The organism is Saccharopolyspora thermophila (assembly GCF_014646075.1).
GTDB classification, from domain to species: domain Bacteria; phylum Actinomycetota; class Actinomycetes; order Mycobacteriales; family Pseudonocardiaceae; genus Saccharopolyspora; species Saccharopolyspora thermophila.
This window is the reverse complement of sequence record NZ_BMMT01000002.1, coordinates 266,447-290,426: the sequence shown is the minus strand read 5'-3', so window position 1 is coordinate 290,426 and position 23,980 is coordinate 266,447. Positions and strand designations below refer to the sequence as shown.

The following is a 23,980-nucleotide window of genomic DNA, read 5'->3' as shown; positions in this document are numbered from 1 at the left end:
ACCACACCGGCGCATCCCGGTTCCAGCGGTGTTTCTTCCGGCCCGCCAAGCGGTTTGCGAGTGAGTTTCCGCGTGCGGAGCTAGAACGACCGGCGCAGGTCCTCCACCGCCAGCACGTCGGCCTCGTTGCCGTCGAACGTGACCTTCGCGGCACGGCGGCTGAAGGCGTGCAGGATCAGCTCGCTGGGCTCGCCGAGGATGCGCACGGTGCGCGGTCCCCGCTTGGCCGCGATCTCGGTGCCGTCCGGGCGGCGCAGCACGACGCCCACCGGGCTGCGCCCGTAGAACACCTTCGCCATCCGCGACAGGGACTTCCACAGCGCGTCCTCGCGCTGCGGGTCGGTGGGCCGCGGTTGCCAGTCCGGCTGGGCGCGCCGCACGTCCTCGTGGTGCACGTAGAACTCGGCGGCGTTCACCGCCTCGTCCACCCCGCTCAGGCCCAGCGGGTTCCACTTCGGCGGCCCCTGCCGGATCCGGTCGACCAGCTCCGCCCAGCTCAGCTCCCGCAGCTCGTTCTCGATCCGCTCGCTGCGCTGGGCCAACGCCTTGACCAGGCGGCCGGCAAACGCGTCCGGCCGGCGCTCGCGCACCACCAGGTGCACCGCGAGGTCACGGGTCGTCCACCCCTCGCACAACGTCGGCGCGTCCGGGCCGACCTGCTCGAGCAGACCGCACAACTGCTGGCGTTCATCGCTGGCGACACCCATACGACCACTCTAGCCACTGCCGATGAACGGGGCGTGATCACTTCGTCGCCGAGGTCCGCAGCTGCCCGCCGTCCGCGCCGTACAGCACGCAGTAGACGTTCTGGGTGCCGGTGTCGTTGTCGGAGTCGCTGTCGCTCCTGCTGTTGCGGTAGTCGTTCCAGGACTGCTCCGAGGGGATCAGCGCGACATACCGCAGTGCGGTCTGCTTGCCCGGCGCGACGACCTCGTCCGAGGCGAAGTAGACCGAGCAGTAGCCCTCGGCGTAGCGGGCCAGCAGGTCCCGGCCGGGGTAGGCGATGTCGTAGTCGCCGGAACCGAACACCGAATCGGACGCGTAGACCTCGAAGTCGTGCGGGTCCGAGCAGGACACGCCCTGGTCGAGGCGCTCGCCGCTGGCCACCTCGCCGTTGCCGCAGTCCTTGCCGTCGAGGTCGAAGGTCTCGATGTCCCCGCCGCGGCCGATCATCAGGGTCGGCTCCATCGCGCTCGGCGCACCGCCACCCAGCGCCAGCCGCCCGGTCAGCAGACCCGCGACGAACAGCACCACGGCGGCGACCGCGGCTGCGATGATCCACCCGCGCTTCGGCGCGTGGGCGACGCGGGTGGGCGGGCCCACCGGCTGGGTGTGCTCGAAAGTGCCGCCGGCGGGGCCACTGTCCAGCAGCGCGCGGATCTGCGGCGCGGTGAACCGGGCCCGCGGGTCCGCGATGAGCAGCCCGGTGATCACCGTCCCGATGATGCCGTGCGCCCGGGACAACCGCGGCGTCTCGGTGAGCACCGCGTTCAGCGTGGCCGCCGTGGTCTGCCGCTCGAACGGCATCCAGCCCTCGACCGCGAAGAAGAGCGTGGCACCCAGCGACCACAGGTCGCTGGCCGGGGTCGCGTCGGCCCCCCGCAGGCGCTCCGGGGCCATGAACGACGGCGAGCCGACGATCGCGCCGCTGGTGGTCAACCGCGGGTCGTCGAGGGTCTGGGCGATGCCGAAGTCGGTCAGTTTGACCCGCCCGTCGGCCACCATGATGTTGCTCGGCTTGACGTCGCGGTGCACGATCCCGGCCGCGTGCGCGGCCTCGAGGGCGGAGAGGACCTGCCGGAGCAGGTCGACCGCCTGCTCCGGCCGCAGCGGGCCGTGCTGGGCGACGTGCTCGGTGAGCGTGACCGCCGGCACGAGCTCCATCACGATGTAGGTCGTGCCGTTCTCGGCCAGCACGTCGTGCACCGTGACCACCGCGGGGTCGTTGAGGCGTCCCGCGGTGCGCGCCTCGCGGAGCACGCGCTCCTCGTAGACCCGCCGCTCGGTCGGCGGGACCCCGTCGGGCAGGTGGAGCTCCTTGATCGCGACCTCGCGACCGATCACCTGGTCCCAGGCGCGCCAGACAATGCCCATGCCGCCGCGGCCGAGCTCCTGCAGCACCTGGTACCGGCCGCCGATCACCCGGCTCTGCGAACCGGGCCCGACTTGTTCCACCACCTCGCCGTCCTCCACGACCATCGACGCACGCGATCGCGCAGCGCACATGCTTCCGGATCGCCGATCATCCAATCAGATGACTTCGGCGGGCACTTGGACTCCGCAGAAGCACGGTCGGTTGCATCGGCGACCCGGACAAACGACGGTCGGGCTCAGCCCTCCGTGACGAACGGGCTGGACGCCACCTCGGTGCCGTCCCTGAGCGCGGTGATCTCGAAGTCGCCGAAGACGTTCGGCGCCACCTTCTGCAGCTGGCGCAGGCACTCCACGGCCAGCGCGCGGATCTCCACGTCGGCGTGCTCGGAGGCGCGCATCGCGATGAAGTGCCGCCAGGCGCGGTAGTTGCCGGTGACCACGATCCGGGTCTCGGTGGCGTTGGGCAGCACCGCGCGGGCGGCCTGCCGGGCCTGCTTGCGGCGCAGCGTGGCCCTGGGCTCGTCGGCGAACTTCTCCTCCAGCGCGGCCAGCAGTTCGGTGTAGGCGGCGACGCTGGCCTCGGCGGCCTTGACGAACTTCTCGTGCAGCTCCGGGTCCGCGGCGATGACGTCGGGCTCGACCATCGCGGCGTCGCGCTCGGGCACGTACCGCTGGGACAGCTGCGAGTAGGAGAAGTGGCGGTGCCGGATCAGCTCGTGGGTCAGCGAGCGGGAGATCCCGGACAGGTAGAACGACACCGTGCCGTGCTCCAGCACGGACAGGTGGCCGACCTCCAGGATGTGCCGCAGGTAGCCCGCGTTGGTGGCGGTGGCCGGGTTCGGCTTGCGCCACGACTGGTAGCACGCGCGACCGGCGAACTCGGCCAGCGCCTGGCCGCCGTCGGCGTCGGTCGACCAGTCCACGTCCTCCGGCGGGAAGAACTCGGTCTTGCCGATCAGCTGCACTTTCGGCCGCACGATCTCGGTCACGACGGGCGGACCCCTTTCCTGCTCTCACCGACGGCCGATGACCGCCGCGGACGACTCCCCTGTGTGCGTTCGAGCGTAACCGGCGGGCCCGACGAGATCCCATGACGCCAGATGACACCATCAGGTCATTGCGTGATGTCATCCGTAGCGTCATAGTGGCGTCATGGATCTGAGCCCCTACATCGACCAACTTCGCCAGGACCTGACCTCGGCGGCCTCCGCCGGCGACGACCAGACCCGGCAGACCGCCGCGGTCCTGGCCAGCGCCATGGAACCGGCCGCCCGCCTGGCGATCATGAACGCGCTGTCCGACCTGGCCGCGGAGGTGACGACCCAGCTGGACGGCCAGGTCGTCGACATCCGCCTGGCCGGGCGCGACGTGCGGGTGGTGGTCAGCGGTGAGGCCACCACGTCGGCGGCGGAGGACGAGTCCGAACCACCTCCGCCACCACCACCGAGCGGCGAGAGCGGCGACATCAGCCGCATCACGCTGCGCCTGCTGGACGAGATCAAGACCCAGGCCGAGCAGGCCGCGGCGTCGCAGGGCGTGTCGTTGAACACCTGGGTCGCGCAGGCGGTGCAGGGCGCCCTGCACATGGGACGCCCGCGCGGCCCGTGGGACCACCCCCGTCACGGGCGCCCGGGGCGCGGCTGGGGACCGCCCGGCGGCGGACCGCGCGGCCGGTGGCGCGGCGAGCCGGGTTCGCGCGTGCACGGCTGGGTGCAGGGCTGAAAGGCGGTGCGCACGATGACGAACGACGAGGCCACGGGCCCCGGCCCGAGCGAACCCGAGAACTGGCGCGGCGCGGAGGACGGGCTGGCGGAACTGGTGCGCAGCCAGGACTTCGACACACCGGGACCGATCCGGATCGACATCGGCAACAGCCTCGGCCCGGTCGTGGTGGAGCTGGCCGAGACCGCGACCACGCACGTCGAGGTCCGGCACGACCCCTCATCCGCCGGGCCTGACTGGCGCAGCGGGCTGACCGGCCTGCTGAGCTGGGTCAGCGAGCAGTTCAGCGAGGCAGGCATCCGCTCGGGTGTCGAGGACCGCGGGCGGGAACCGGCCGCCGAGGCGGTGCACCGGACGCGCATCGACCTGACCGGGAACCGGCTCGCCGTGCGCCCGCCGGCGACGGCGCCGCTGCGCAGCGTGCCGCTGTCGGTCAAGGTCCGCGCCCCGCAGGACTCCGAGGTGGGGGTGCACACCAGTTCCGGCGAGGTCACCGTCACCGGGCAGGCCGGGCGGGTGAGCATCCAGGCCGGCTCCGGCGGAGTGTCGGTTGAGCGGGCCACCGACCGGGCCACGGTCCGGTCCGGCGCCGGTCAGTTGCGGCTGGGCACGATGGCCGGCGGGGTGCACGCCCGCAGCGGCAGCGGGGACATCGAGATCAGCGCGATCCAGGCGGCGTCGTCGGTGGCCACCGGTAGCGGCAACGTCTGGCTCGGCGCGGTGTCCGACGACGTGCTGGTGCGGTCCGGCAGCGGCGACCTGACAATCGCCGACGCCTTGGCCGGGCAGCTCGAACTGATCACCGGGTCCGGGGAGATCCAGGTGTCGGTGCACCGCGGTGTCGCCGCAGAGGTGGACCTCACCTCCTCGACCGGCACGGCGAGCAGCGATCTCGTGGTGTCCGACAAAGCGCCGGAGCAGGAGCCCGGGCTACGGATCTTCGGCCGGACCGGGACGGGGGACGCGGTGCTGACGTCGGCCACCTGAGCGCAGACCGGTGCCGGATGGGGTGGCGAATCGGCGGCCGGCGACGGGCGGGCGCAGCGGGTGCCGGGTGCCGATGGATCGGGGAGCGCAGTCCGACCCATCGGTACCCGGAGTGCCTCGCCGACTCCCCGTGGCGGTTGGTGTGCGACCCGCTCGCCAACACGGGGATGCCGATGGTGCTCTGGGCGTTGCGCGACGAGCCGTCGCGCCCGGTGGACCTGCGGCGGCGCCTCGGCGGCATCCGGAGGAAGGGCTAGCTGATCACCGACCGCAGCGCCGTGGCCAGGTCGCCCCGTTCGCCGACGGCCACGCCGTCCAGGCCGAGCCAGCCCGCCATGTCGTGCAGGGCCCCGGCGAGTTCCGGCAGCACATCGGCCGCGTCGCGGCCGGGTTCGAGGAACGCGCCGGGCACGCGCAGCACACCGGCCGCGCGGTCGGCCTTCAGGTCGACGCGGGCCACGAGGTCCCCGTCCAGCAGGAACGGGAAAACGTAATAGCCGTACTGGCGCTTGGGTTCGGGCACGTAGATCTCGATGCGGTACCGGAAGTCGAACAGCCGTTCCGTGCGGGACCGCTCCCAGATCAGCGGGTCGAACGGGCACAGCAGCGCCCGCCCGGTGATCTTGCGTGGCACCCGCGCGCCGACGTGCCGGTAGGCAGGCTGCCGCCAGCCGTGCACCGTGACCGGTTCGAGCACGCCGTCCTCGACGAGCTCGGCCACCGCCTGCCGGGAGCGGGCCGGGCTGAGCCGGTAGTAGTCGCGCAGGTCGGGTTCGGTGGCGACGCCGAGCGCCTGCGCGGAACGCTCGACGAGCGCGCGGATGGCGTCCTCATCTTCGGGTTCGTGCGCCAGCACGTGCGCGGGCAGGACACGTTCGGGCAGGTCGTAGAGGCGTTCGAAGGAACGCCGGGTGGCGGTGGTCAGCTGGCCCATGGCGAACAGCAGCTCGCAGACGCGTTTGGTGTCGCTCCGGTTCCACCACGGCCCGCTGCCCCGGCGTTCGCCGCCGCCGAGCTCCCGTTCCAGCGCCCCGGCGCCGATCGGGCCCAGCTCCTTGACGGCGGCCAGCACGTCGTCGACCAGTTGCGGCACCCGCTCCAGCAGCTCGCGGCTGCGCCGCCGCCACGCCCCGCCGTACTCGCGCATGCGCCAGCGCAGCAGCGGCCAGTCCTCGACGGGGATGAGCGACGCCTCGTGCGCCCAGTACTCGACGAGCAGCCGCGGCTGTCGCGCCCGGTGCGACCAGGCGGCGGTGTCGACGAGGTCCGGGGAGTAGGCACCGAGCCTGCTGAACAGCGGCATGTAGTGGGCGCGGACGGCCACGTTGACGGAGTCGAGCTGCAGCAGCTTGGTGCGCGACAGGACGCGTTGCAGGTGACGGCGGGTGACCTCGCCCCGCGGTGGCGGGTCGGCGAAGCCTTGGGCGGCCAGGGCGAGTCGACGTGCGGTGTCGCGGCTCATGGTCTGCACGCGCGAAAGCGTGCCAGCCGCCCCTGACAACGCAGGGGCCGGTTCGGTGACCGTCCGGGCACGTTAGGTTGGCGCCATGGCCGATGCCGACGTGCGGGTCGCGGTGCCCGAGGACGCAGCGGAGATCACCCGCATCCAGTTGACCACGTGGCGCACCGCGTATGCCGAGCTGCTGCCCGCCGAGGTGCTCGACGGGCTGGACAGCGAGGCCACCGAGCGGCAGTGGTACGAGACGCTGACCTCCGGGCCGGCCGCGGTGCTGGTGGCGACCGAGGGCCCGTGGGTCGTGGGGTTCTGCGCGGCCGGGCCCGCTCCGGAGGCGGAGGCCGCGGCGGCCGACGGCGCGGTACCGTCCGACCTGGCCGAGGTGGCGCTGGTGAGCGCACTGCTGGTGGAGCCGCGGTGGGGCCGCCGCGGACACGGTGGGCGGCTGCTGGGGGCAATGGCGCAGCGGCTGGCCGCGCAGGGCGCCACGCGCGGCATCACCTGGGTCCCGGAGGCCGACACCGCGTCGATGGCGTTCTTCCGCAGCGCGGGGTGGGCGCCGGACGGCACGGTCCGCACGCTGGACGCCGGTGGTCGCCCGTTGCGGGAACTCCGGTTGTCCGGCCCGATGGGACTGTCGTGGGCGAACTGACGATGAACACCGGCGCCGTTCGCTCCTCCTCAGTGCGGCCGGGTTGCTAGCCTCTCGCCCACTGGGGACCGAACGCGCTTTGCGGGGAGCAATCGTGCTGACCGTGATCGGACTGCTGTCCACCACCTTCGGTGTGTCGGTGGCGTCCGCGCTGCTGCCGCTGATCAGCGTCGAGCTGTTCGCGGTCGGCCTGGTGCTCAAGGAGCCGGAGATCCCGTGGTGGCTGCTGGCCGTGGTGATCGCGACGGGACAGATCGGCGGCAAGCTGCTGCACTACTACGCCGCGCGCGGCGTGATCCGGCTGCCGCGGTTGTTCCGGCGCAAGAGCGAGGCGGAGCGTAAGGGACGGTGGCGCGGCTGGTTGGAGACGTTCCGGGTGAGCTGCCGGAAACGTCCGGTGTGGACGGGTGCGGTGTTGCTGGTCAGCGCGGTGGCGAGCCTGCCGCCGTTCGCCGCCGTCGCGGTGGTGGCCGGGTGGGCGAAGGTGCCGCTGGCCACGTTCGTGATCACCGGATTCGTCGGCCGGTTCGTCCGTTTTGGGGCGTTGGCGATCGCGCCGGGGATCGTGGTCGCCTGGCTTTGATCAGAACACGGACCAGCCCGGATGGGCGCCCACATTGAGGCAAGTTTGGGAGGCCCTGGGCGCGGGTGGGTGGTTGGTGTGGATTGTCCGGGCGAGCGGCGAGCGCCGGGAGGTGGGTCCGGGACCGGTGGGGCGGTCCCGGACCCACGAGGTCACAGCAGGCGCCGCGGGGCCCCGGTGATCGAGTCGAGCAGCCCGAAAACCGGTACGCCCAGCGGGGCGAACGTCCACTTGTTGTGCAACCCGCTGGTGTCGGGTTCGTCGACCACCGCGACGTCGTCGGGCGGCGCGGCCAGGGCGGCCGGGCCCGCACCGAGCAGGGCCGCCGCGGCCAGCACTGTTGCGGTCAGGGCACGGGTCGTGCGCATGGGTGGGGTTCCTTCCGGTTCAGCCGCCGAGGAGGTCGAAGACCGGCTGCAGCAGTTGGGTGGGCAGTTGCACGGTCGGGCCGAGCACCGGGCCGAGGTCGACCCCGGGCAGGACCCAGATCGGCACGGCGTTGGCGACTCCGCTGGTGAGCAGGCAGGCGACGAGAACGCTCGCGGCCGTGGCGGCGATGCGTGCCGGGGATCGCGTCATGGCTTCTCTCCTGTGTCCGGTAGGGGCGGCCACCCCGGCGACCGGGGCGGCGTCTGTTCTTCCTGCCGACGCGTCAGCACACCGCGTCGGACGGCTTGGGGTTGGTGAGGCCGAACAGCGGGCGGAGCGCCACTCCGGCGTAGGTGCCGGCGATGGCCGTCGCGCCCCACAGCCAGCCGTGCAGGCTGAACGAGGCCACGCCCGAGAAGTAGGCGCCGATGTTGCACCCGCCGGCGAGGCGCGCGCCGAAACCCATGAGCACCCCGCCGAGCACCGCCCCGACAGCCAGCCGCCATGGGATGCGGCGGTGCAGGGTGAACGCGCCGGCGAGGGCGGCGGCGATGAGGGCGCCGATCATGATCCCGAAGTCCATGACGGAGATCCGGTCGGTGAGCACCGGTGCGGCCAGCTTCGCGGCGTTCTCGGGTGTGCTCCACAACGGCGTGCCGGAGATGTCGACGCCGATCCAGCCGAGGATCTTGGCGCCCCACAGGCCGAAGGCCGACGTGATGCCCCACGGGTGGCCGGAGACGAACAGCGTCAGCGCGTTGAGGCCGGCGAGCAGCAGGGCACCGGCCCACAGCGGCCAGGAACCGCGCAGCGCGCGCAGCAGGCCGTGCTCGGTGGGTGGTGGTTCGATCGGCGGTGGGTTCCGGCGGCGTTCGACGAGCAGCGACGCGCCCGCGACGGCACCGATCACGGCGAGCGAGATGAGCACCGCGCCGGGGTAGCCGAGCGGGGTGTCGGCGAGGGACACGGTGGGGCCGAGGCGCTGCACCGCCTTGATCCAGTCGGCGACGAAAGCGCTGGCCACCGACCCCACGATGAAGCCGCCGAGGGTGAACAGGATGGCGGTCTGGCCGCTGCCCACGGCGAACAGCGTCCCGGAGGCGCACGATCCACCGACCTGCATGCCGACGCCGAACAGGAACGCGCCGAGCACGACGCCGAGCCCGGCGGGTGCCACGGTTGCTTCCGGGGTGCCGGAAAGGCTGACGCCGCTGCCGAGCACCACGGCGAACAGCACGCAGGCGACGGCCAGCATCAGCATGTGGGCGCGGATGGCGCGTCCCTGACCGACGGCGACCAGCTGCCGCCACGCCGAGGTGAAGCCGAATCGCGAATGGAACAGCACGATGCCCAGCGCGAGTCCGACCGCGTACAGGGTGGTGAGCTTCCACCCGGCGACGTGGTGCACGGCCAGGCCGACCGCGACGGCGATGACGAGCCCGATGGCGACCACGCCGCGTTGGGCGGGCGGTGCCTGCGGTGGGGACACCGCGGGGCGGGGCAAGTCCACAACGGACATGAGCACTCCTGGGTTGTCAGAGGGGGTCGGAGATGGCGACGATCGTGCCTTCGGGGATCCACTGGCCGGCGGTGCTGTCGTGCTGGTGGTTGGCCATCTGCATCACGTCGACCTGCGCGGAGGCGTAGATCGTGACCTCGCCGCCGGGTGCTGCGCCGCGTGCGGCGAGCCACCGGCGGAACCCGGCCGGCGACGGTGGCTCGCCGAAGGTGGCGGCCAGGTCCATGCCGTAGGAGAGGGCCTGCCGGTCGCGTGGGTCGAACCGCAGCGGCAGGGAGGCACCGGCGACCGCGTTGACCACCGGGCCGTGCAGCAGCCAGGGGGCCAGGTGCACGCCGTAGGTGTAGCCCCGGCCGCGGTTGGTGGCGTCGAGGACCTCGACCGCCCGGGACCAGCCGGCGACCAGGACGAGTGCGCCGCCCGGGTCGTCGCGGACAGGCAGACCGCGTTGCTGCGCCTGGGAGAGCACGACGTCCGCGGCGGCGCGGGAGCGAGGTGCATCGTCGCCGACGACGGTGACGGCGGGTGTGTGGCGCGAGGCGAGATAGTCGACGAGCTTGCGCAGCGCATCCTCGTCCTCTGTGGACAGTGAGGCCGCCGGGCACCGGTCCAACGGTGACGCGGCTGCGGCCACGATGCCGCCCAGCGCGGCGCTGGCGCACTCCGGGCCGTCGGCGCCGGCGGCGTCCGGCAGCGGCGGGAGTGTTCCGGTGTCGACGTCCACGCTCCCCTGCTCGGCACCGCGGCGGACGAGGAGTTCGCTGCGGCCGGGCGGAAGGTCGACTTCCGCCCAGGTACCGGACGCACCCGGTCGCGGCACGGCCCGGGCGAGCCTGCCGCCGGATTCGACGACGACGTCCAGTCCCGCGCTGTCCGGGAAGTGCACCAGGTTCCTGCCGGGCCGGTGCGGGCTCACCAGCACCGGAGTGCCCGCGGCCTGCGTCAGCCGGGCGACTCCCGGCACCGGGAGCTCGGGCGGGTGCGGGATGCCGGGCAGCACGGACCACGCCACCACCACGGCCAGCACGCCGATTGCACCCGTGCGGAATGCCCGCTGGGGATTGTGGAGCACCACCACGAGCACCAGCACGGCCAGGGACGCGACGACGGCCCCGACGAGGACGAATCCGTGCGCGCTGCCCCACAGGCGCCGGTCGAACAGGCCGCTGAGCAGCAGCTGCCCGATCGCCGCCCCGGCCAGCGCCAACGCGGCGGTCAGGGCCACCGGGCCCGGCCGCAGGCCGCTGCCGTCGCGCCACGACGTCGCTGACGCGGCGCCGAACCACACCACGGCCACCGCGGCGAAGACCGTGTCGAGGAAGAACACCAGGGAGGTGTGCCCGAGCGCGGCTTCCGCGATGAGCAGCAGGGTCAGGGCGAACCCGAGGTACGCCGCGGCGGTCCGCCAGCGCACCGCGACGGGGATCGCCAGGGCGAGCACCGCGTGCGCCACGGCGAATCCGGGGTTGATGTCGAGCACCACCGCGGAGATCCCGCTGACCGCGGCGGACATCCCGCCCGCGGCCCAGGCGAGCCACCGCGGCACCGTCGCGCCGGCGCGCAGCAGCCCGATCCCGGCGATCAGCGCCGTGCTGGTCAGCAGCAGCACCCGCAGCGCCAGCGCCAGGTGGTCCACACCGGACACTCCGGTGTGGGAGTGCATGGTTTCCATCGCAACTCGCGTTCCGAGGTCGGTGCGGACCGCAGTTCCGGCGGGAACTGCGGTCCGCGCAGCGGCTACCTGACGTCGGCGTCGGCGACGACGAACAGCTCCGAGTGCGGCTTGGCGTTGCCGAACTGCCCGTGCGGCCAGGACCGCCGGTTGAAGTTCACCCCCACCTCGCCGGTCACCTCGTCGCGGAAGGTGTCGTCGACCCGCACCGTCCCGTCGCGGCCCAGGCGCACGATGTTGACCTTGTGGTCACCGTCCAAACCGGACCGCGCCACGAAGTAGTTCGACACCGCGAGCCGCTGCGGCTGCTGGGTCTCGTGGTAGTACCCGTCCGGGCCCAGCACGAAGTTGTCGTAGGCGCCCCAGTGCGGCCCCTGCCCCGGCTTGCCCGGGTTGATCGGCGTCGCCCCGGCCAGCGTCGGGCAGTCGGCTTCCGCCCCGCCGTGCTGGGCCTCCTCCAGGGTGTCGATGTTGCACTGGTAGTCGGTGCCGGCCTCGACCAGCTTGCTGATGTCGAGCACGTAGACACCGCCGGTGGTGCCGGGGTCGTCCGGCCCGAAGGTGCCGGGCTGGCGGCCGACGATCGCCCGGTACAGCAGCCGGTCGTCCGGGCTGGTCTGGATCCAGCCGCCGTTGGAGCTGCCGCCGTTGCGGTCGTTGGCCGGGTCGAAGCCCGGGTTGGCGGCGCCGTCGTCGAAGACCTGCCGCCAGTGCGGTTCGGCAGCGGTGATGTCCGGTGTGTAGAACACCGCGCCGCCCTGCATGGTCTGCGCGAAGGCGCCCTTGTGGCCGGGCAGGTTGGTGACCGTGACCTCCATGACCGCGCGGCTTTCCTGGTGCAGCGGGTCGGACGGGTCGGAGCGCGGCCCGTTGGGCAGGTAGGACACCGACTTCAGTTTCGGGTGGTTGCGGTCGGAGATGTCCCAGGTGCGCACCGTCGGGCGCCGCAGGTACGGCGACGGCGCCTTGACCGGGTCCAGGATGATGTTGCGCGGTTCGGCGTAGTCCGAGGTCACCAGCGTGTTCAGGTCCTCGCGGGCCTGGATGCCGTGCGGGTTGGCGCAGGTCGCCTCGCCGAGGCGGGGCAGGTTCGCGCACAGCTTCTCGTTGTCGCCGCCCGGTGTGGCCGCCGGGGACTGCGAGAGCACCCTGGCGTTCTCGTCGAAGCGCACCACCTCGCCGGGGCTGCCGGCGAAGCCGTTGCCGACGTGCACCGAGCCGTCGTCGTACCGGTAGGGGCCGGGTGCGACCGGGCCGCCCATGTAGGTGGCGTAGGCGGTGCCGTCCTTGAGCACCCAGTACGCGTCGGGCACCGAGCCGCCGGCGGTCTGCGTCGGCAGGCTGATGCCCTTGAGCTTGACGTTCGGCAGTTCGGTGACGTCGAAGGCGTAGGTGACGGCGCCGAACAGCGCGCCCGCGTAGATGGTGTCGCCCTTGTGCCACACGTACTGCATGTGGTGCGGCTCGTTCTCCACCAGCGGCCCGACGGTGACGGTGTTGACGACCTGCCCGTAGCCCGGGGATCCGGGAGTCGCGTCGATGACCGCGAGGAAGTCCGGGCCGGGTGCGGCGTTGGTGACCTTGCCGAACCCGCCGCCGAGCGAGCCCGGCAGGTTGCGCACGTCCGGCACGGCGGTGTCGGCGATGTTCTCGTCACCGGCCCACACCACGAGCCATTCCTTGCGTTTGCCGTCGGACTGCGACTTCTCCAGTGCGCTGCGCACGACGTGGTTGGTGACGGAGTATTCCTTGCCGTCGGCGCCCTTGATCGACTGGGTGGACACGTCGACGTCCGCGTACGCGTCCGGGACGGGTAGCGTCACCGCACCGACGGCGAGCAGCACCGCTGCCAGCCCGGTCGGCACGCTGCGGAATCTTTTCTTCATGCGTGCTCCGAGTGGACGATTCCGGTTTGGTGGCACGACGAAATCCGGTGACGATCCGAAACTGCGCAGATTTCACCGGGCGTACCAGGAGGAAAATCGACAGAACCGCCGAATTCGGTTCTGCGCGTGGGAAACCGCGGACCGCGTGCATGTCGCACCGCGCCGGGACGGCCGACGGGCCGGCGCGACTGCGCGGGGCCGACCCGCGCGATTTCCCGGGAAAGTCAGTGCCTGTCGTCGATCGCGGCGTGGCCGCTGAGCCGACCTGCGGACGGTGACCACCGGCGGGTTCTCAGCCGTCGCCTAACGAGAACAGCCGGGGATCGGCAGGCGGTGTCCGCGATTCCGCCGGGTGAGCCGCAGCCCGGGTTCGAGAACAGGCTCCTCAGTGGATGTGACAGAGCGCGCTGGCGTGCTGCACGTAGTCCACGTGCAGGCGAGCCACGAGGATGCTCGACATGGCAGCAATGATCAGGAATCGCGGGGGTGCTGTCAACGGGCCGACCACGTGGTGGGATCAGCCGAACCGCGACCACCGAAAGCGCAGCACCCTCGCACGGTCACCACGGTAGGCCGCGTGCGGGAATCCCGGCTACTTTCCCGATTCTTCGCGTTCCAGCTCGATGGCCCGGCGCATCGCCTTGCGGCCGCGGTTGCGGTCACCGGCAAGGTCGTATGCCTGGGCGAGCGCGAACCAGCGGCGCCAGTCCCGCGGCGCGGCCTCCAGTTCGGCCTGTTTCTCGTCGAACCACGCGTCGGCGGCGTCCCGTTCGACGCGCCCGGACGGCCGCCGCGGCAGGTGCGAGACGTCCGGCAGCGCGCCCTCGTCGTGCAGGCGGCGCGCCAACCGCTCCGTGCTGGCCCCGAACCGCAGCTGGTCGACCACCAGCACGGCGCCGAGCAGCGGCAACACGAAGATCGCCGCGCCAAGCGCGATGAACACCGGCTGGCCGCTGGTGATCATGGTGACCGCGCGGCTGCCCATGAGCACCAGGTACACCAGCAGCGCGGCGGCGACCACGAACGCCGTGGTCCGCGGGGTCACCGCCCTGCGCCCGTGCTCGGCCACCTCAGATCCCCAGCAGCGCGTCGAGGCCCACGGTCAGCCCGGGGCGGGAGCCGACCTCGCGGATGGACAGCAGCACGCCCGGCATGAACGAGCGGCGGTCGTAGGAGTCGTGGCGGATGGTGAGGGTTTCGCCTTCGGTGCCGAACAGCACCTCCTGGTGCGCGACGAGACCGGTCATGCGCACCGAGTGCACCCGCACGCCGTCGACGTCGGCACCGCGCGCGCCGTCGAGCTCCTTGGTGGTGGCGTCCGGCACCGCGCCGAGGCCCGCGGCGGCTCGCGCCTGCGCGACCACCTGAGCGGTGCGCGCGGCGGTCCCGGACGGGGCGTCGGCCTTCTTCGGGTGGTGCAGCTCGACGATCTCCACGGATTCGAAGAACTTCGCGGCCAGTTCGGCGAACCGCATCGACAGCACCGCACCGATCGCGAAGTTGGGCGCCACCAGCACCCCGACCTCCGGCCGGTCGGCCAGCCAGCCGCGCACCCGGTCCAGCTCGGGGGTGCCCAGACCGCTGGTGCCGACCACCACGTGGATGCCGTGCTCGACGCAGAACCGGATGTTGTCCAGCACCGCGTCGGGGTGGGTGAGGTCGACCGCGACCTGGGCGCCGCCGTCGACCAGGCCGGTGAGGGGGTCCTCGCGGTTGATCGCGGCGACCAGTTCGGTGTCAGGGGCCTCGCCGACGGCGCGCACCGCCTCGGACCCCATCCGCCCGCGGGCACCGAGCACACCGACCTTGATCGGGTTGTTCACGTGCGCACTACCTTTCCACGCCGACTGCCGAACCACACCGAGTCTAGGCAGCGGTCCCTTTCCCGAGGTGAAGGGCTCCCGCACCGCGCCCCGTCGGAAGTCCTCAGACGCCGTCGGGGAGGTCCGCCGGGGAGGCGTAGGGGCCCACGACCGCCGTCGTGAGCGGGCGGCGCAGCAGATCCGCCGCGAGGTCCGCGACGTCCCGCGGGGTCACCGCGTCGATCCGCGCCAGGGTTTCCTCGACGGTGTAGTGCCGCCCGTAGTTCAGCTCGACCTTGCCGATCCGGCTCATCCGCGAGGCGCTGTCCTCCAGGCCCAGCACCAGCCCGCCGCGCAGCTGGCCGCGCCCGCGCTCCACCTCGTCCTCGGTCAGCCCGTGGGCGGCCACCTCGGCCAGCACGCCGCGGATCACCCGCGCCACCTCGCCCAGCCGCTCCGGGGCGCACCCGGCGTACACCGAGAACGTCCCGGCATCGGCGTAGGCGGTGGTGGTCGAGTACACCGAGTAGGCCAGCCCGCGCCGCTCCCGGATCTCCTGGAACAGCCGCGAACTCATGCCGCCACCCAGCGCCGCATTGAGCACGCCGAGCGCGAAGCGCCGGTCGTCGTGCCGGTCGTAGCCGCGGCAGCCCAGCAGCAGGTGCGCCTGTTCGGTGTCGTCGGTGTGCAGCGCCAGCGGTTTCTGCCGCGGCAGCCGGGCGCGGCCGGTGCGCGGCGGGGCGGGCGGCACGGCACCGTCCAGGCGGTCGCCGAGCGCCTTGCGGACCAGCCGCAGCACACGGCCGTGCTCGACGTTGCCGGCGGCGGCGATGACCATCTTCGGCATCGCGTAGCTGCGCCGGTAGAAGCCGTGGACCCGCGCGCGGGTCATGCCGGTGATGGACTCCTCGGTGCCCAGCACCGACCGGCCGAGCGGGTGGTCACCGAGCACGGCGGAGGCGAACAGCTCGTGCAGCAGGTCCTCGGGGTCGTCGTCGCGCATCGCGATCTCCTCCAGGACCACGCTGCGCTCGATGTCCACATCGGACGGGGTGTTGACGGCGTCGAAGACGACGTCGCACAGCATGTCGACGGCCAGCGGCAGGTCCCGGTCCAGCACGTGCGCGTAGTAGCAGGTGTGCTCCTTGGACGTGAAGGCGTTGAGCTCCCCGCCGACCGCGTCGATCTCCTGCGCGATGTCCACCGCGGTGCGCTTGACGGTTCCCTTGAACAACAGGTGTTCCAGGTAGTGCGCGGCGCCCGCCTGCGGTCGCGTCTCGTCGCGGGAACCCACCCCCACCCAGATCCCGACGGAGGCCGAACGCACCCCGGGGACGGGTTCGGTGACGACCCGCAGTCCACCGGGGAGCACCGTGCGGCGCACCGTGACGTCACCGCTGCGGCCGAGCACCCGGGTGGTTCCGGGACGTTGCAGGTGCCCGGCACGTTTCTGGTTCTGCTGCTTCATGTCCCTTGATCTCGTCAGCGCGGTTGGTGCCACTGACGACGATACGGCCCGCCCCGGACAGCCGGGGCGGGCCGCACTCGTCACCGCCGGGTCACTGCGCCGGCGTCTCGGCCTCCGGCTTGGTCTCGCCCTCGGCCTTCTTCTCGTCCTCCTCGTTGACCAGCACCAGGCTGATCTTGCCGCGGCTGTCGATGTCGGCGATCTCCACGCGCAGCTTGTCGCCGACGTTGACCACGTCCTCGACCTTGCCGATGCGCTTGCCGTTGCCCAGCTTGGAGATGTGCACCAGGCCGTCCTTGCCCGGCAGCAGCGAGACGAACGCACCAAACGCCGCGGTCTTGACCACGGTGCCCAGGAACCGCTCGCCGATCTTCGGCAGCTGCGGGTTGGCGATGGCGTTGATCTTCTCGATCGCGGCCGCCGCGGACGGGCCGTCGGCCGCGCCGACGTAGATGGTGCCGTCGTCCTCGATGGTGATCTCCGCGCCGGTCTCCTCGGTGATCGAGTTGATCATCTTGCCCTTCGGGCCGATGACCTCGCCGATCTTGTCCACCGGGATGCTGATGGAGGTCACCCGCGGGGCGTGCGGGCTCATCTCGTCGGGCTTGCCGATCGCCTCGGCCATCACGTCGAGGATGGTCAGCCGCGCGTCCCGCGCCTGGCCCAGCGCCTGGGCCAGCACCTCGGACGGGATGCCGTCCAGCTTGGTGTCCAGCTGCAGGGCGGTCACGAACTCCTTGGTGCCGGCCACCTTGAAGTCCATGTCGCCGTAGGCGTCCTCGGCGCCGAGGATGTCGGTCAGCGCCACGTAGTGGGTCCTGCCGTCGATCTCGTCGGAGACCAGACCCATCGCAATGCCCGCGACCGGGGCCTTCAGCGGCACACCGGCGTTGAGCAGCGACAGCGTCGAGGCGCACACCGAGCCCATCGAGGTGGAGCCGTTGGAGCCCAGCGCCTCGGACACCTGCCGGATGGCGTACGGGAACTCCTCGCGCGAGGGCAGCACCGGCACCAGCGCGCGCTCGGCCAGCGCGCCGTGGCCGATCTCGCGCCGCTTCGGGCTGCCCACCCGGCCGGTCTCACCGGTCGAGTACGGCGGGAAGTTGTAGTGGTGCATGTACCGCTTCGTCGTCTCCGGCGACAACGAGTCGATGGTCTGCTCCAGCCGCAGCATGTTCAGCGTGGACACGCCCAGGATCTGGGTCTCGCCGCGTTCGAACAGGGCCGAGCCGTGGGCCCGCGGGACCACGCCGACCTCGGCGGACAGGCTGCGGATGTCGGTGAGCCCGCGGCCGTCGATGCGGACCTGGTCGCGGATGATCCGCTGCCGCACCAGCTTCTTGGTCAGCGCGCGGAACGCGGCACCGATCTCCTTCTCGCGGCCCTCGAACTGCTCGCCCTCGCCGATGCCGACCCGCTCCAGCACCGCGGCCTTGATCTCGTCGAGGCGGTTCTCCCGCTCCTGCTTGCCGGCGATCTTCAGCGCCTCGGCCAGGTCGGCGGCGGCGATCTGCTCGACGGCGGCGTAGGCGTCCTCGGCGTAGGCCGGGAACACCGGGAACTCCTGGGCGGCCTTGCCCGCGGCCTGCGCGAGCTGCTGCTGGGCCTGGCACAGGATCCGGATGAACGGCTTGGCGGCCTCGAGGCCCTCGGCCACGACCTCCTCGGTCGGGGCCTGCGCCCCGCCGGCGACCAGCGAGACGGTGTTCTCGGTGGCCTCGGCCTCGACCATCATGATCGCCACGTCGTCGCCGACGATACGGCCCGCGACGACCATGTCGAACACGGCGCGCTCCAGCTGCTCGTAGGTGGGGAAGGCCACCCACTGGCCGTCGATCAGCGCCATCCGGGTGCCGCCGATCGGGCCGGAGAACGGCAGACCGGAAAGCTGGGTGGACGCCGACGCGGCGTTGATCGCCAGCACGTCGTAGAGGTCGCCGGGCGCCAGGCTCAGCACGGTGACGACGATCTGGACCTCGTTGCGCAGGCCGTCCACGAACGACGGGCGCAGCGGCCGGTCGATCAGCCGGCAGGTCAGGATCGCGTCGGTGGAGGGCCGGCCCTCGCGGCGGAAGAACGAGCCGGGGATGCGGCCCGCGGCGTACATCCGCTCCTCGACGTCCACGGTCAGCGGGAAGAAGTCGAAGTGCTCCTTCGGCTGCTTGGACGCCGTGGTCGCGGACAGCAGCATGGTCTCGTCGTCGAGGTAGGCGACGACGCTGCCGGCGGCCTGCTTGGCCAGGCGGCCGGTCTCGAAGCGGACGGTACGGGTGCCGAACGCGCCGTTGTCCAGTACGGCGGTCGACTCGTACACGCCCTCGTCGATCGACTGAGGTTCAGTCAAGGTTGGCTCCTCATCATCATGAGGGCCCGCGGCGAAGCATCCGGGTCGTGGTCCGACGAGGCCGGTCATCGATCGAAACCCCCGGGGTCCGTCTCATGCATCGACGTGCCCGGCGGCCACTACCGAGGACCGGCGGACGCTTGCCCGTGCCTGTCCGCGAGCGCTCTTCGGTTCTTCATGCACCGAGGGGAGCGGCCCGCTGGCCACTCCCCTCGGCGTTGGTCAACGACGCAGACCGAGTCGCTGGATCAGCGACCGGTAGCGTTCGACGTCCACCTTGGTCAGGTAGTTGAGCAGACGGCGGCGGCGACCCACCATCAGCAGCAGACCACGACGCGAGTGGTGGTCGTGCTTGTGCTGCTTGAGGTGCTCGGTCAGGCCGATGATCCGCCTGGTCAGCAGGGCCACCTGGGCCTCCGGCGAACCGGTGTCGCCTTCCTTGAGGCCGTACTCGGCCAGGATCTGCTTCTTCTCTTCAGTGGACAACGCCACGGGTTGACTCTCCTTTGACGTCCCGTGTCAGCGACGCCCGGCCTGCGCTTCCGCGCGGGCCGGGTGGCTGGCCGGTGCCACCACCGACCGGACGACGGCCACCACGGACTGCAGCCGTCCCACCGGCCAGGATAACAGGGAGAGCTGCTACCACCGGGTTACCCCGGCGCCGCGCGCGTCACCGCCACCCGGTGCACGGTGCGGTACTCCCGCCCGCCTTCCCGCAGGTCACTGCGCACCACGGTGAGCTCGTGCGCCTGCCACCACGGTCCCGCGTACCCGGCGAACAGGGCGGGCAACCGCTTCCGGTCGGCGCGCCCGGCGACCCAGCGGGCGATGGTCAGGTGCGCCCGGTAACCGCGCGGGTCTCCCCCGGCGGCGCGCACCAGCGACCGCAGCGCCGCGTCGTCCCGCTCGCCCTGCGGCTCCACGCCGATCCACAGCACGCCGCGGAACGTGCCGCCGCCGGCGAGTCGCAGCCGCGGCGGGGCCGGGTCGGACGTCGACGCCAGGACCCTGGCCATCCGGCGGTCCAGGCGCTCGGCCACGTGCTGCTGGTCGGCGTCGTCGCCGTGGAAGCACAGTGTCAGGTGCCAGCGCTCGGCTGGGGTGAACCGGAACTTCCGCAGTCCGGCGGTCGCCTCGGCCACCGCGCCGGCGTCGAGGCGGTCGACGGCCGACGACAGGTGCCGCAGGGCCTCCGGCGACGGCCACAACGCGGTGAACAGGCGCATCACCACCTCCTGCCGCCGGCTGCGGCTCGCGGTGTCCGGCCGCGGTTCACGGGGCCACTGTGCCACCGAAGCCCGGCGGGAGCAGACGTCAGTGGTCCTTGTCGCCGTTGGCGGCGCGGCGCAGCAGTTCCGCCAGCGCCGGGTAGCGGTCCTCCAGCAGCGCCGCCGCACCCTCCAGCTCGCTGGGCCTGGCGACCTCCCGCAGCACCGGCCAGGCCGCCTCCTCGCCGTTGGCGGTTTGCATCACCGGCAGGTTGTCCCGCCCCACCGCGGGCCGTGAGTTGCGCACGTCCTCCAGCGCCTGCCGGAGGGCGTCCGACTCGCCCGCCGCGACGCCGGGGATGAGCACCTTGCGCTCCAGCATCACCAGCCGGGCCAGCACCGACGGGTTGCCGATCTTGGCGCGGCGACCGCTCATCACCTGGCTGAGCATCGGGGCGCTGATGCCGAGCACCTCGGCGAGCTGGGCCTGCGAGATGCGGAACGCGACGACGAGTCGGCGCACCCGGTCGCCCAGCGGCTCGCCGTACCACTGCCGCTGCAGTGCCAGGTTGCGCTGGACGTTGCTGCTCTCCGCCACCTTCGCTCCCCCTGTGTCGGCGCCGACGCGACCCCGCGCGGCAGCTGATCCGACTTTGAATCTTGCCAGGTCACCCACCGAACGCGGACGAATATTCGAAAACCGTTGCACTCGTCGTGGGCCGTTGTGCGGACGAGGTTGCTCCGTTGGCGCGGGTGGGGTGCCGGTGCTCATCGGTCGACCCCGAGGATCTGCCGGGTTTCGGCCACGTCCTGGTGCATCTGGTCGATCAGCGCCTGGACCGTGTCGAAGCGCTCCATCGAGCGCAGCCGCTGCACGAAGTCCAGGTCGACGTGCTCACCGTAGAAGTCCGCGTCGACGTCGAGCACGTAGGACTCGACGGTGCGCTCGGTGCCGGAGAAGGTCGGGTTGCTGCCCACCGACACGGCCGCCGGCAGGGTCCGGCCCGGTTGCGCCGAGCCGCGGCGGCGGTGCGTGAACCAGCAGGCGTAGACGCCGTCGGCGGGGATCGCCGCGTGCGGCGGGGTGGACAGGTTCGCGGTGGGGAAGCCGAGTTCCTTGCCGCCGCGACCGGCGCCGCGGACCACGATGCCCTCCAGCCGGTGGGGGCGGCCCAGTGCGGAGGCCGCCGCGACGACGTCACCGGCGTCGATGCAGGAGCGGATGTAGGTGGAGGAGAAGGTGACGGACCTGCCGTCGGGGTCGTCGGCCCGCCGCACCGGCCCGGACACCAGCGAGTCGGAGGCGACCTCGAAGCCGAACCGCTCGCCGAGCTTGGCGAGCAGCTCGATGTTGCCGGCGGCCTTGTGCCCGAAGGTGAAGTTCTCGCCGACCACGATCTCGGCCGCGTGCAGCTTCTCGACCAGGAAGGTGTGGACGAACTCCTCGGCCGGGATGCGGGAGAGCTCGCGGGTGAAGGGCACCACACAGAACACGTCGACGCCGAGCTGCTCGACCAGTTCGGCCCGCCGCCGCAGGGTGGTCAGCTGCGCGGGGTGGCTGCCGGGCCGCACCACCTCGGCGGGGTGCGGGTCGAAGGTCATCAGCACGCAGGGCACGCCGCGACGCCGGGCCTGCTGCACGGCGTGTGTGATGAGCTGCTGGTGGCCCCGGTGCACCCCGTCGAAGACCCCGATGGTGACCACGCACCGGCCCCAGCCACCGGGAAGTTGCTCCAAACCACGCCATCGCTGCACGACCAGGAAGCCTACTGCGCGGCCACCACGCGGGCGGCACACCACCGCCTGTGCCGCAGCTCACGGCGATCCGTGCCCCGCTCAGCTCGCCGGGGTGATCACGAACACCGGTTTGGCGGTCCGGCCGCGGTCGCGGACCAGGGCGACCGCGCGGCCTTCGGGGTCGAACATCCCGTAGGTGCCCTCGACCCCGGCCGCGGGCACGACCTGCCCGTGCGAGAGGGCGCGGGCGATGGCGGCGTCGACGGTGCGGCGCGGGAACGCCGCGGCCACCGCCTCGTCCAGTCCCATCGACAGGCCCGGCTCCGCCGCCAGCTGCTCCAGGGTCCGCGCGGTGGCCAGCCCGAACGGGCCGACGCGGGTGCGGCGGAGCTCGGCGAGGTGCCCGCCGACGCCGAGCCCGGCGCCCAGGTCCCTGGCCAGCGCCCGCACGTAGGTCCCCGAGGAGCACTCGACGAGCACGTCCAGGTCGGTCGTGCGCTCGGTCCGGCGCAGCGCGAGGATGTCGAAGCGCGACACCGTGACCGGCCGGGCGGCCAGTTCGACGGTCTCCCCGGAACGCGCCATCTCGTAGGCGCGGCGGCCGTTGACCTTGATCGCGCTCACCGCGCTGGGCACCTGCTGGATGTCCCCGGTCAGCTCGGCGACCCCGCCCCGGATGGCGTCCTCCGGCACCGCCGAGGCGTCCACTTCGGACAGCACCTCGCCCTCGGCGTCGTCGGTGGTGGTCGTCGCGCCCAGCCGGATCGTGGCCAGGTAGCTCTTGGTGTCCAGGGCGAGGTGGCCGAGCAGCTTGGTGGCCCGCTCCAGGCCGAGCACCAGCACCCCGGTGGCCATCGGGTCGAGGGTTCCGGCGTGCCCCACGCGCCGGGTGCCCATGATGCGGCGGACCCGCGAGACGACGTCGTGCGACGTCATCCCCGCTGGTTTGTCGACGATCAGCAGGCCGGGTTCGACGGGTGTGTGTGCTTGTCGGGAGTGCTCGGACACGGCGCACCATCATCCCGGACGGGCTTAAGGCCGGATCGCCAGGGGGCGCGGGAGCACAAGCCACCCGGGGTTCGGCCGCCTCAGCCGACGGTGGTTTCGGCGCGGGTGGCGCCCACGACCGCCCAGCGGCCGGAGCGGGCCCGCAGCAGCAGCGTCACCAGGCGCAGCAGCATGAACAGGCTCAACCCCGTCCAGATGCCCGCCAGGCCCCAGCCGAAGGCCAGCGACAGCCAGATCAACGGCAGGTAGCCGACCGCCGCGCTCAGCAACGTCGCGGTGCGCAGGTACGCCGCGTCGCCCGCGCCGAGGAACACCCCGTCCAGCGCGAACACCACCCCGGCCACCGGCTGCAGCAGGACGAAGAACCACCAGGCGTGCGGGATCTCCGCCAGCACCGCGCCGTCGGTGGTGAACAGCGCGGGCAGCGGCCCGGCCAGGGCGGCGAACACCGCGCCCAGAACGACCCCGAACACCAGCCCGTACCAGGTGACCTGCCGGGCGATGCCCTTCGCGCGCCGCGCCGACCCGCCGCCGAGCGCCGCGCCGACCAGCGACTGCGCCGCGATCGCCAGCGAGTCCAGCACCAGCGCCAGGAACGTCCACAACTGCCACACCACCTGGTGGGCGGCGGCGGCTTCCGCGCCGGTGCGCGCGGCGACCGAGGTCGCCGACACGAAGCACGCCTGGAAGGCGAGGGTGCGCAGCACCAGGTCACGGCCGAGGCCGAGCTGAGCGCGCATCCTGGCCGGTTCCGGCTTCAGCGGCGCCCGCTCGACGACCAGCGCCCGGACGAACAGCGCGGCGGCGATGGTCTGCCCGACCAGGTTGGCCACCGCCGAGCCCTCCAGGCCCCAGCCGAGCGGATGGACCAGCACCGGGCACAGCACGGCCGACACGACGTTGCCGACCAGGACGTACCGCAGCGGCCGCGCGGTGTCCTGCACGCCGCGCATCCAGCCGTTCCCGGCCATCGTGACCAGCACCATCGGCGCCCCGCACAGGGCGATGCGCAGCCAGGTGGCGGCGGCGTCGGCGATCGGCCCCGGCCCGGCGAGCAGGTCGGCCACCGGTACCGCCGCCAGTTGGGCCAGCAGCAGGAGGACCACGCCGACGGTCAGGCCCAGCCAGGTTGCCTGCACGCCCTCGGCGACCGCGTCCTCGCGACGGCCCGCGCCGTGCAGGCGGGCGGTGCGCGCCGTGGTGCCGTAGGTAAGGAAGGTCAGCTGGGTGGAGACCAGGGTGAACAGCGTGCCGCCGAGCGCCAGACCGGCCAGCGGGACCGCGCCGAGGTGCCCGACGACCGCGGTGTCGACGAGCACGTACAGCGGTTCGGCGGCGAGCACACCGAGCGCCGGGACCGCGAGGCCCAGCAGCCGACGTGGCGCCACGCGTTCCTCCGGTTCGGACACCCCGTCCCCCAAGTAAGCTATGATCGATCGTTTCGCCCCTGACAGGATAGCGGGTAAGGAGCGC

The 23,980-nt window shown here is 72.2% G+C and carries 23 protein-coding genes; 4 read left to right on the top strand and 19 right to left on the bottom strand.

The window, feature by feature from the left end:
- Positions 1–80: 80 nt before the first annotated feature.
- The 3 genes from IEY17_RS04775 to thyX all read right to left on the bottom strand — a co-directional run bounded on the left by IEY17_RS04775 (position 81) and on the right by thyX (position 3,083).
- On the bottom strand, positions 81–707 hold the full coding sequence (locus IEY17_RS04775) for a TIGR03085 family metal-binding protein (RefSeq protein WP_188985837.1): 627 nt from the start codon (positions 705–707) through the stop codon (positions 81–83).
- 37 nt (positions 708–744) lie between these two features.
- Positions 745–2,199 carry a serine/threonine-protein kinase gene (locus IEY17_RS04770; RefSeq protein ID WP_229679846.1) on the bottom strand — a complete coding sequence of 485 codons (1,455 nt, stop codon included), beginning with the start codon at positions 2,197–2,199 and terminating at the stop codon, positions 745–747.
- 131 nt (positions 2,200–2,330) lie between these two features.
- Positions 2,331–3,083, bottom strand: a complete 753-nt coding sequence (thyX, locus tag IEY17_RS04765; RefSeq protein WP_188985835.1) for an FAD-dependent thymidylate synthase — start codon at positions 3,081–3,083, stop codon at positions 2,331–2,333.
- Positions 3,084–3,246: 163 nt separating this feature from the next.
- Here thyX and IEY17_RS04760 point away from each other — a divergent pair, with 163 nt between their 5' ends.
- Together IEY17_RS04760 and IEY17_RS04755 are read left to right on the top strand one after the other, a co-directional pair.
- Complete coding sequence (locus IEY17_RS04760) at positions 3,247–3,816, top strand: toxin-antitoxin system HicB family antitoxin (RefSeq protein WP_188985833.1); 570 nt, start codon at positions 3,247–3,249, stop codon at positions 3,814–3,816.
- Between the two features lie 15 nt (positions 3,817–3,831).
- Positions 3,832–4,803: a DUF4097 family beta strand repeat-containing protein gene (locus tag IEY17_RS04755; RefSeq protein WP_188985831.1), complete on the top strand. Its 972-nt coding sequence runs from the start codon at positions 3,832–3,834 to the stop codon at positions 4,801–4,803.
- Between the two features lie 253 nt (positions 4,804–5,056).
- Here IEY17_RS04755 and IEY17_RS04750 read toward each other — a convergent pair whose 3' ends face one another.
- Positions 5,057–6,274 carry a winged helix-turn-helix domain-containing protein gene (locus tag IEY17_RS04750; RefSeq protein ID WP_188985829.1) on the bottom strand — a complete coding sequence of 406 codons (1,218 nt, stop codon included), beginning with the start codon at positions 6,272–6,274 and terminating at the stop codon, positions 5,057–5,059.
- A gap of 76 nt (positions 6,275–6,350) precedes the next feature.
- On the opposite strand from IEY17_RS04750, the gene IEY17_RS04745 reads away from it, so the two are divergent.
- Both IEY17_RS04745 and IEY17_RS04740 read left to right on the top strand, forming a co-directional pair.
- Positions 6,351–6,911, top strand: a complete 561-nt coding sequence (locus IEY17_RS04745) for a GNAT family N-acetyltransferase (protein ID WP_188985827.1) — start codon at positions 6,351–6,353, stop codon at positions 6,909–6,911.
- Between the two features lie 94 nt (positions 6,912–7,005).
- On the top strand, positions 7,006–7,494 hold the full coding sequence (locus IEY17_RS04740) for a VTT domain-containing protein (RefSeq protein WP_229679845.1): 489 nt from the start codon (positions 7,006–7,008) through the stop codon (positions 7,492–7,494).
- 152 nt (positions 7,495–7,646) lie between these two features.
- Here IEY17_RS04740 and IEY17_RS04735 read toward each other — a convergent pair whose 3' ends face one another.
- The 15 genes from IEY17_RS04735 to IEY17_RS04665 all read right to left on the bottom strand — a co-directional run bounded on the left by IEY17_RS04735 (position 7,647) and on the right by IEY17_RS04665 (position 23,916).
- Positions 7,647–7,862, bottom strand: coding sequence for a hypothetical protein (locus IEY17_RS04735; RefSeq protein WP_188985825.1), 216 nt, complete (start codon positions 7,860–7,862; stop codon positions 7,647–7,649).
- A 19-nt stretch (positions 7,863–7,881) separates the two neighbouring features.
- Positions 7,882–8,073, bottom strand: a complete 192-nt coding sequence (locus tag IEY17_RS04730; protein WP_188986313.1) for a hypothetical protein — start codon at positions 8,071–8,073, stop codon at positions 7,882–7,884.
- 73 nt (positions 8,074–8,146) lie between these two features.
- Positions 8,147–9,382, bottom strand: a complete 1,236-nt coding sequence (locus IEY17_RS04725) for a YeeE/YedE family protein (RefSeq protein WP_188985823.1) — start codon at positions 9,380–9,382, stop codon at positions 8,147–8,149.
- Between the two features lie 16 nt (positions 9,383–9,398).
- A complete protein-coding gene (locus IEY17_RS04720) occupies positions 9,399–11,045 on the bottom strand; it encodes a hypothetical protein (RefSeq protein WP_188985821.1) in 1,647 nt (548 codons plus the stop codon).
- A gap of 74 nt (positions 11,046–11,119) precedes the next feature.
- The gene (locus IEY17_RS04715) at positions 11,120–12,940 is read right to left on the bottom strand and encodes a selenium-binding family protein (RefSeq protein WP_229679844.1); all 1,821 of its coding nucleotides are present in this window, start codon (positions 12,938–12,940) and stop codon (positions 11,120–11,122) included.
- Positions 12,941–13,532: 592 nt separating this feature from the next.
- A complete protein-coding gene (locus IEY17_RS04710) occupies positions 13,533–14,009 on the bottom strand; it encodes a hypothetical protein (protein WP_188985819.1) in 477 nt (158 codons plus the stop codon).
- A gap of 1 nt (position 14,010) precedes the next feature.
- On the bottom strand, positions 14,011–14,763 hold the full coding sequence (gene dapB, locus IEY17_RS04705) for a 4-hydroxy-tetrahydrodipicolinate reductase (RefSeq protein WP_188985817.1): 753 nt from the start codon (positions 14,761–14,763) through the stop codon (positions 14,011–14,013).
- A 103-nt stretch (positions 14,764–14,866) separates the two neighbouring features.
- Complete coding sequence (locus IEY17_RS04700; RefSeq protein ID WP_188985815.1) at positions 14,867–16,210, bottom strand: M16 family metallopeptidase; 1,344 nt, start codon at positions 16,208–16,210, stop codon at positions 14,867–14,869.
- A gap of 91 nt (positions 16,211–16,301) precedes the next feature.
- Complete coding sequence (locus IEY17_RS04695; RefSeq protein WP_188985813.1) at positions 16,302–18,554, bottom strand: polyribonucleotide nucleotidyltransferase; 2,253 nt, start codon at positions 18,552–18,554, stop codon at positions 16,302–16,304.
- 222 nt (positions 18,555–18,776) lie between these two features.
- On the bottom strand, positions 18,777–19,046 hold the full coding sequence (rpsO, locus tag IEY17_RS04690) for a 30S ribosomal protein S15 (protein WP_188985811.1): 270 nt from the start codon (positions 19,044–19,046) through the stop codon (positions 18,777–18,779).
- Between the two features lie 158 nt (positions 19,047–19,204).
- Positions 19,205–19,780 (bottom strand): RNA 2',3'-cyclic phosphodiesterase, encoded by a 576-nt coding sequence (gene thpR / locus IEY17_RS04685; RefSeq protein WP_188985809.1) that lies wholly within the window; start codon positions 19,778–19,780, stop codon positions 19,205–19,207.
- An 88-nt stretch (positions 19,781–19,868) separates the two neighbouring features.
- Complete coding sequence (locus IEY17_RS04680) at positions 19,869–20,360, bottom strand: helix-turn-helix domain-containing protein (protein WP_188985807.1); 492 nt, start codon at positions 20,358–20,360, stop codon at positions 19,869–19,871.
- 170 nt (positions 20,361–20,530) lie between these two features.
- Positions 20,531–21,517: a bifunctional riboflavin kinase/FAD synthetase gene (locus tag IEY17_RS04675; RefSeq protein WP_188985804.1), complete on the bottom strand. Its 987-nt coding sequence runs from the start codon at positions 21,515–21,517 to the stop codon at positions 20,531–20,533.
- An 81-nt stretch (positions 21,518–21,598) separates the two neighbouring features.
- Positions 21,599–22,507, bottom strand: coding sequence for a tRNA pseudouridine(55) synthase TruB (gene truB, locus IEY17_RS04670; protein WP_188985803.1), 909 nt, complete (start codon positions 22,505–22,507; stop codon positions 21,599–21,601).
- An 80-nt stretch (positions 22,508–22,587) separates the two neighbouring features.
- Positions 22,588–23,916, bottom strand: coding sequence for an MATE family efflux transporter (locus tag IEY17_RS04665; RefSeq protein WP_188986282.1), 1,329 nt, complete (start codon positions 23,914–23,916; stop codon positions 22,588–22,590).
- Positions 23,917–23,980 lie beyond the last annotated feature (64 nt).

Coding starts and splice junctions, on each gene's coding strand:
- IEY17_RS04700 (WP_188985815.1), bottom strand. CDS start 16,210: ATGAAGCAGCAGAACCAGAAACGTGCCGGGCACCTGCAACGTCCCGGA.
- IEY17_RS04715 (WP_229679844.1), bottom strand. CDS start 12,940: ATGAAGAAAAGATTCCGCAGCGTGCCGACCGGGCTGGCAGCGGTGCTG.
- IEY17_RS04755 (WP_188985831.1), top strand. CDS start 3,832: ATGACGAACGACGAGGCCACGGGCCCCGGCCCGAGCGAACCCGAGAAC.
- IEY17_RS04760 (WP_188985833.1), top strand. CDS start 3,247: ATGGATCTGAGCCCCTACATCGACCAACTTCGCCAGGACCTGACCTCG.
- IEY17_RS04725 (WP_188985823.1), bottom strand. CDS start 9,382: ATGTCCGTTGTGGACTTGCCCCGCCCCGCGGTGTCCCCACCGCAGGCA.
- IEY17_RS04775 (WP_188985837.1), bottom strand. CDS start 707: ATGGGTGTCGCCAGCGATGAACGCCAGCAGTTGTGCGGTCTGCTCGAG.
- IEY17_RS04720 (WP_188985821.1), bottom strand. CDS start 11,045: ATGCACTCCCACACCGGAGTGTCCGGTGTGGACCACCTGGCGCTGGCG.
- IEY17_RS04745 (WP_188985827.1), top strand. CDS start 6,351: ATGGCCGATGCCGACGTGCGGGTCGCGGTGCCCGAGGACGCAGCGGAG.
- thpR (WP_188985809.1), bottom strand. CDS start 19,780: ATGCGCCTGTTCACCGCGTTGTGGCCGTCGCCGGAGGCCCTGCGGCAC.
- IEY17_RS04770 (WP_229679846.1), bottom strand. CDS start 2,199: ATGGTCGTGGAGGACGGCGAGGTGGTGGAACAAGTCGGGCCCGGTTCG.
- IEY17_RS04730 (WP_188986313.1), bottom strand. CDS start 8,073: ATGACGCGATCCCCGGCACGCATCGCCGCCACGGCCGCGAGCGTTCTC.
- IEY17_RS04735 (WP_188985825.1), bottom strand. CDS start 7,862: ATGCGCACGACCCGTGCCCTGACCGCAACAGTGCTGGCCGCGGCGGCC.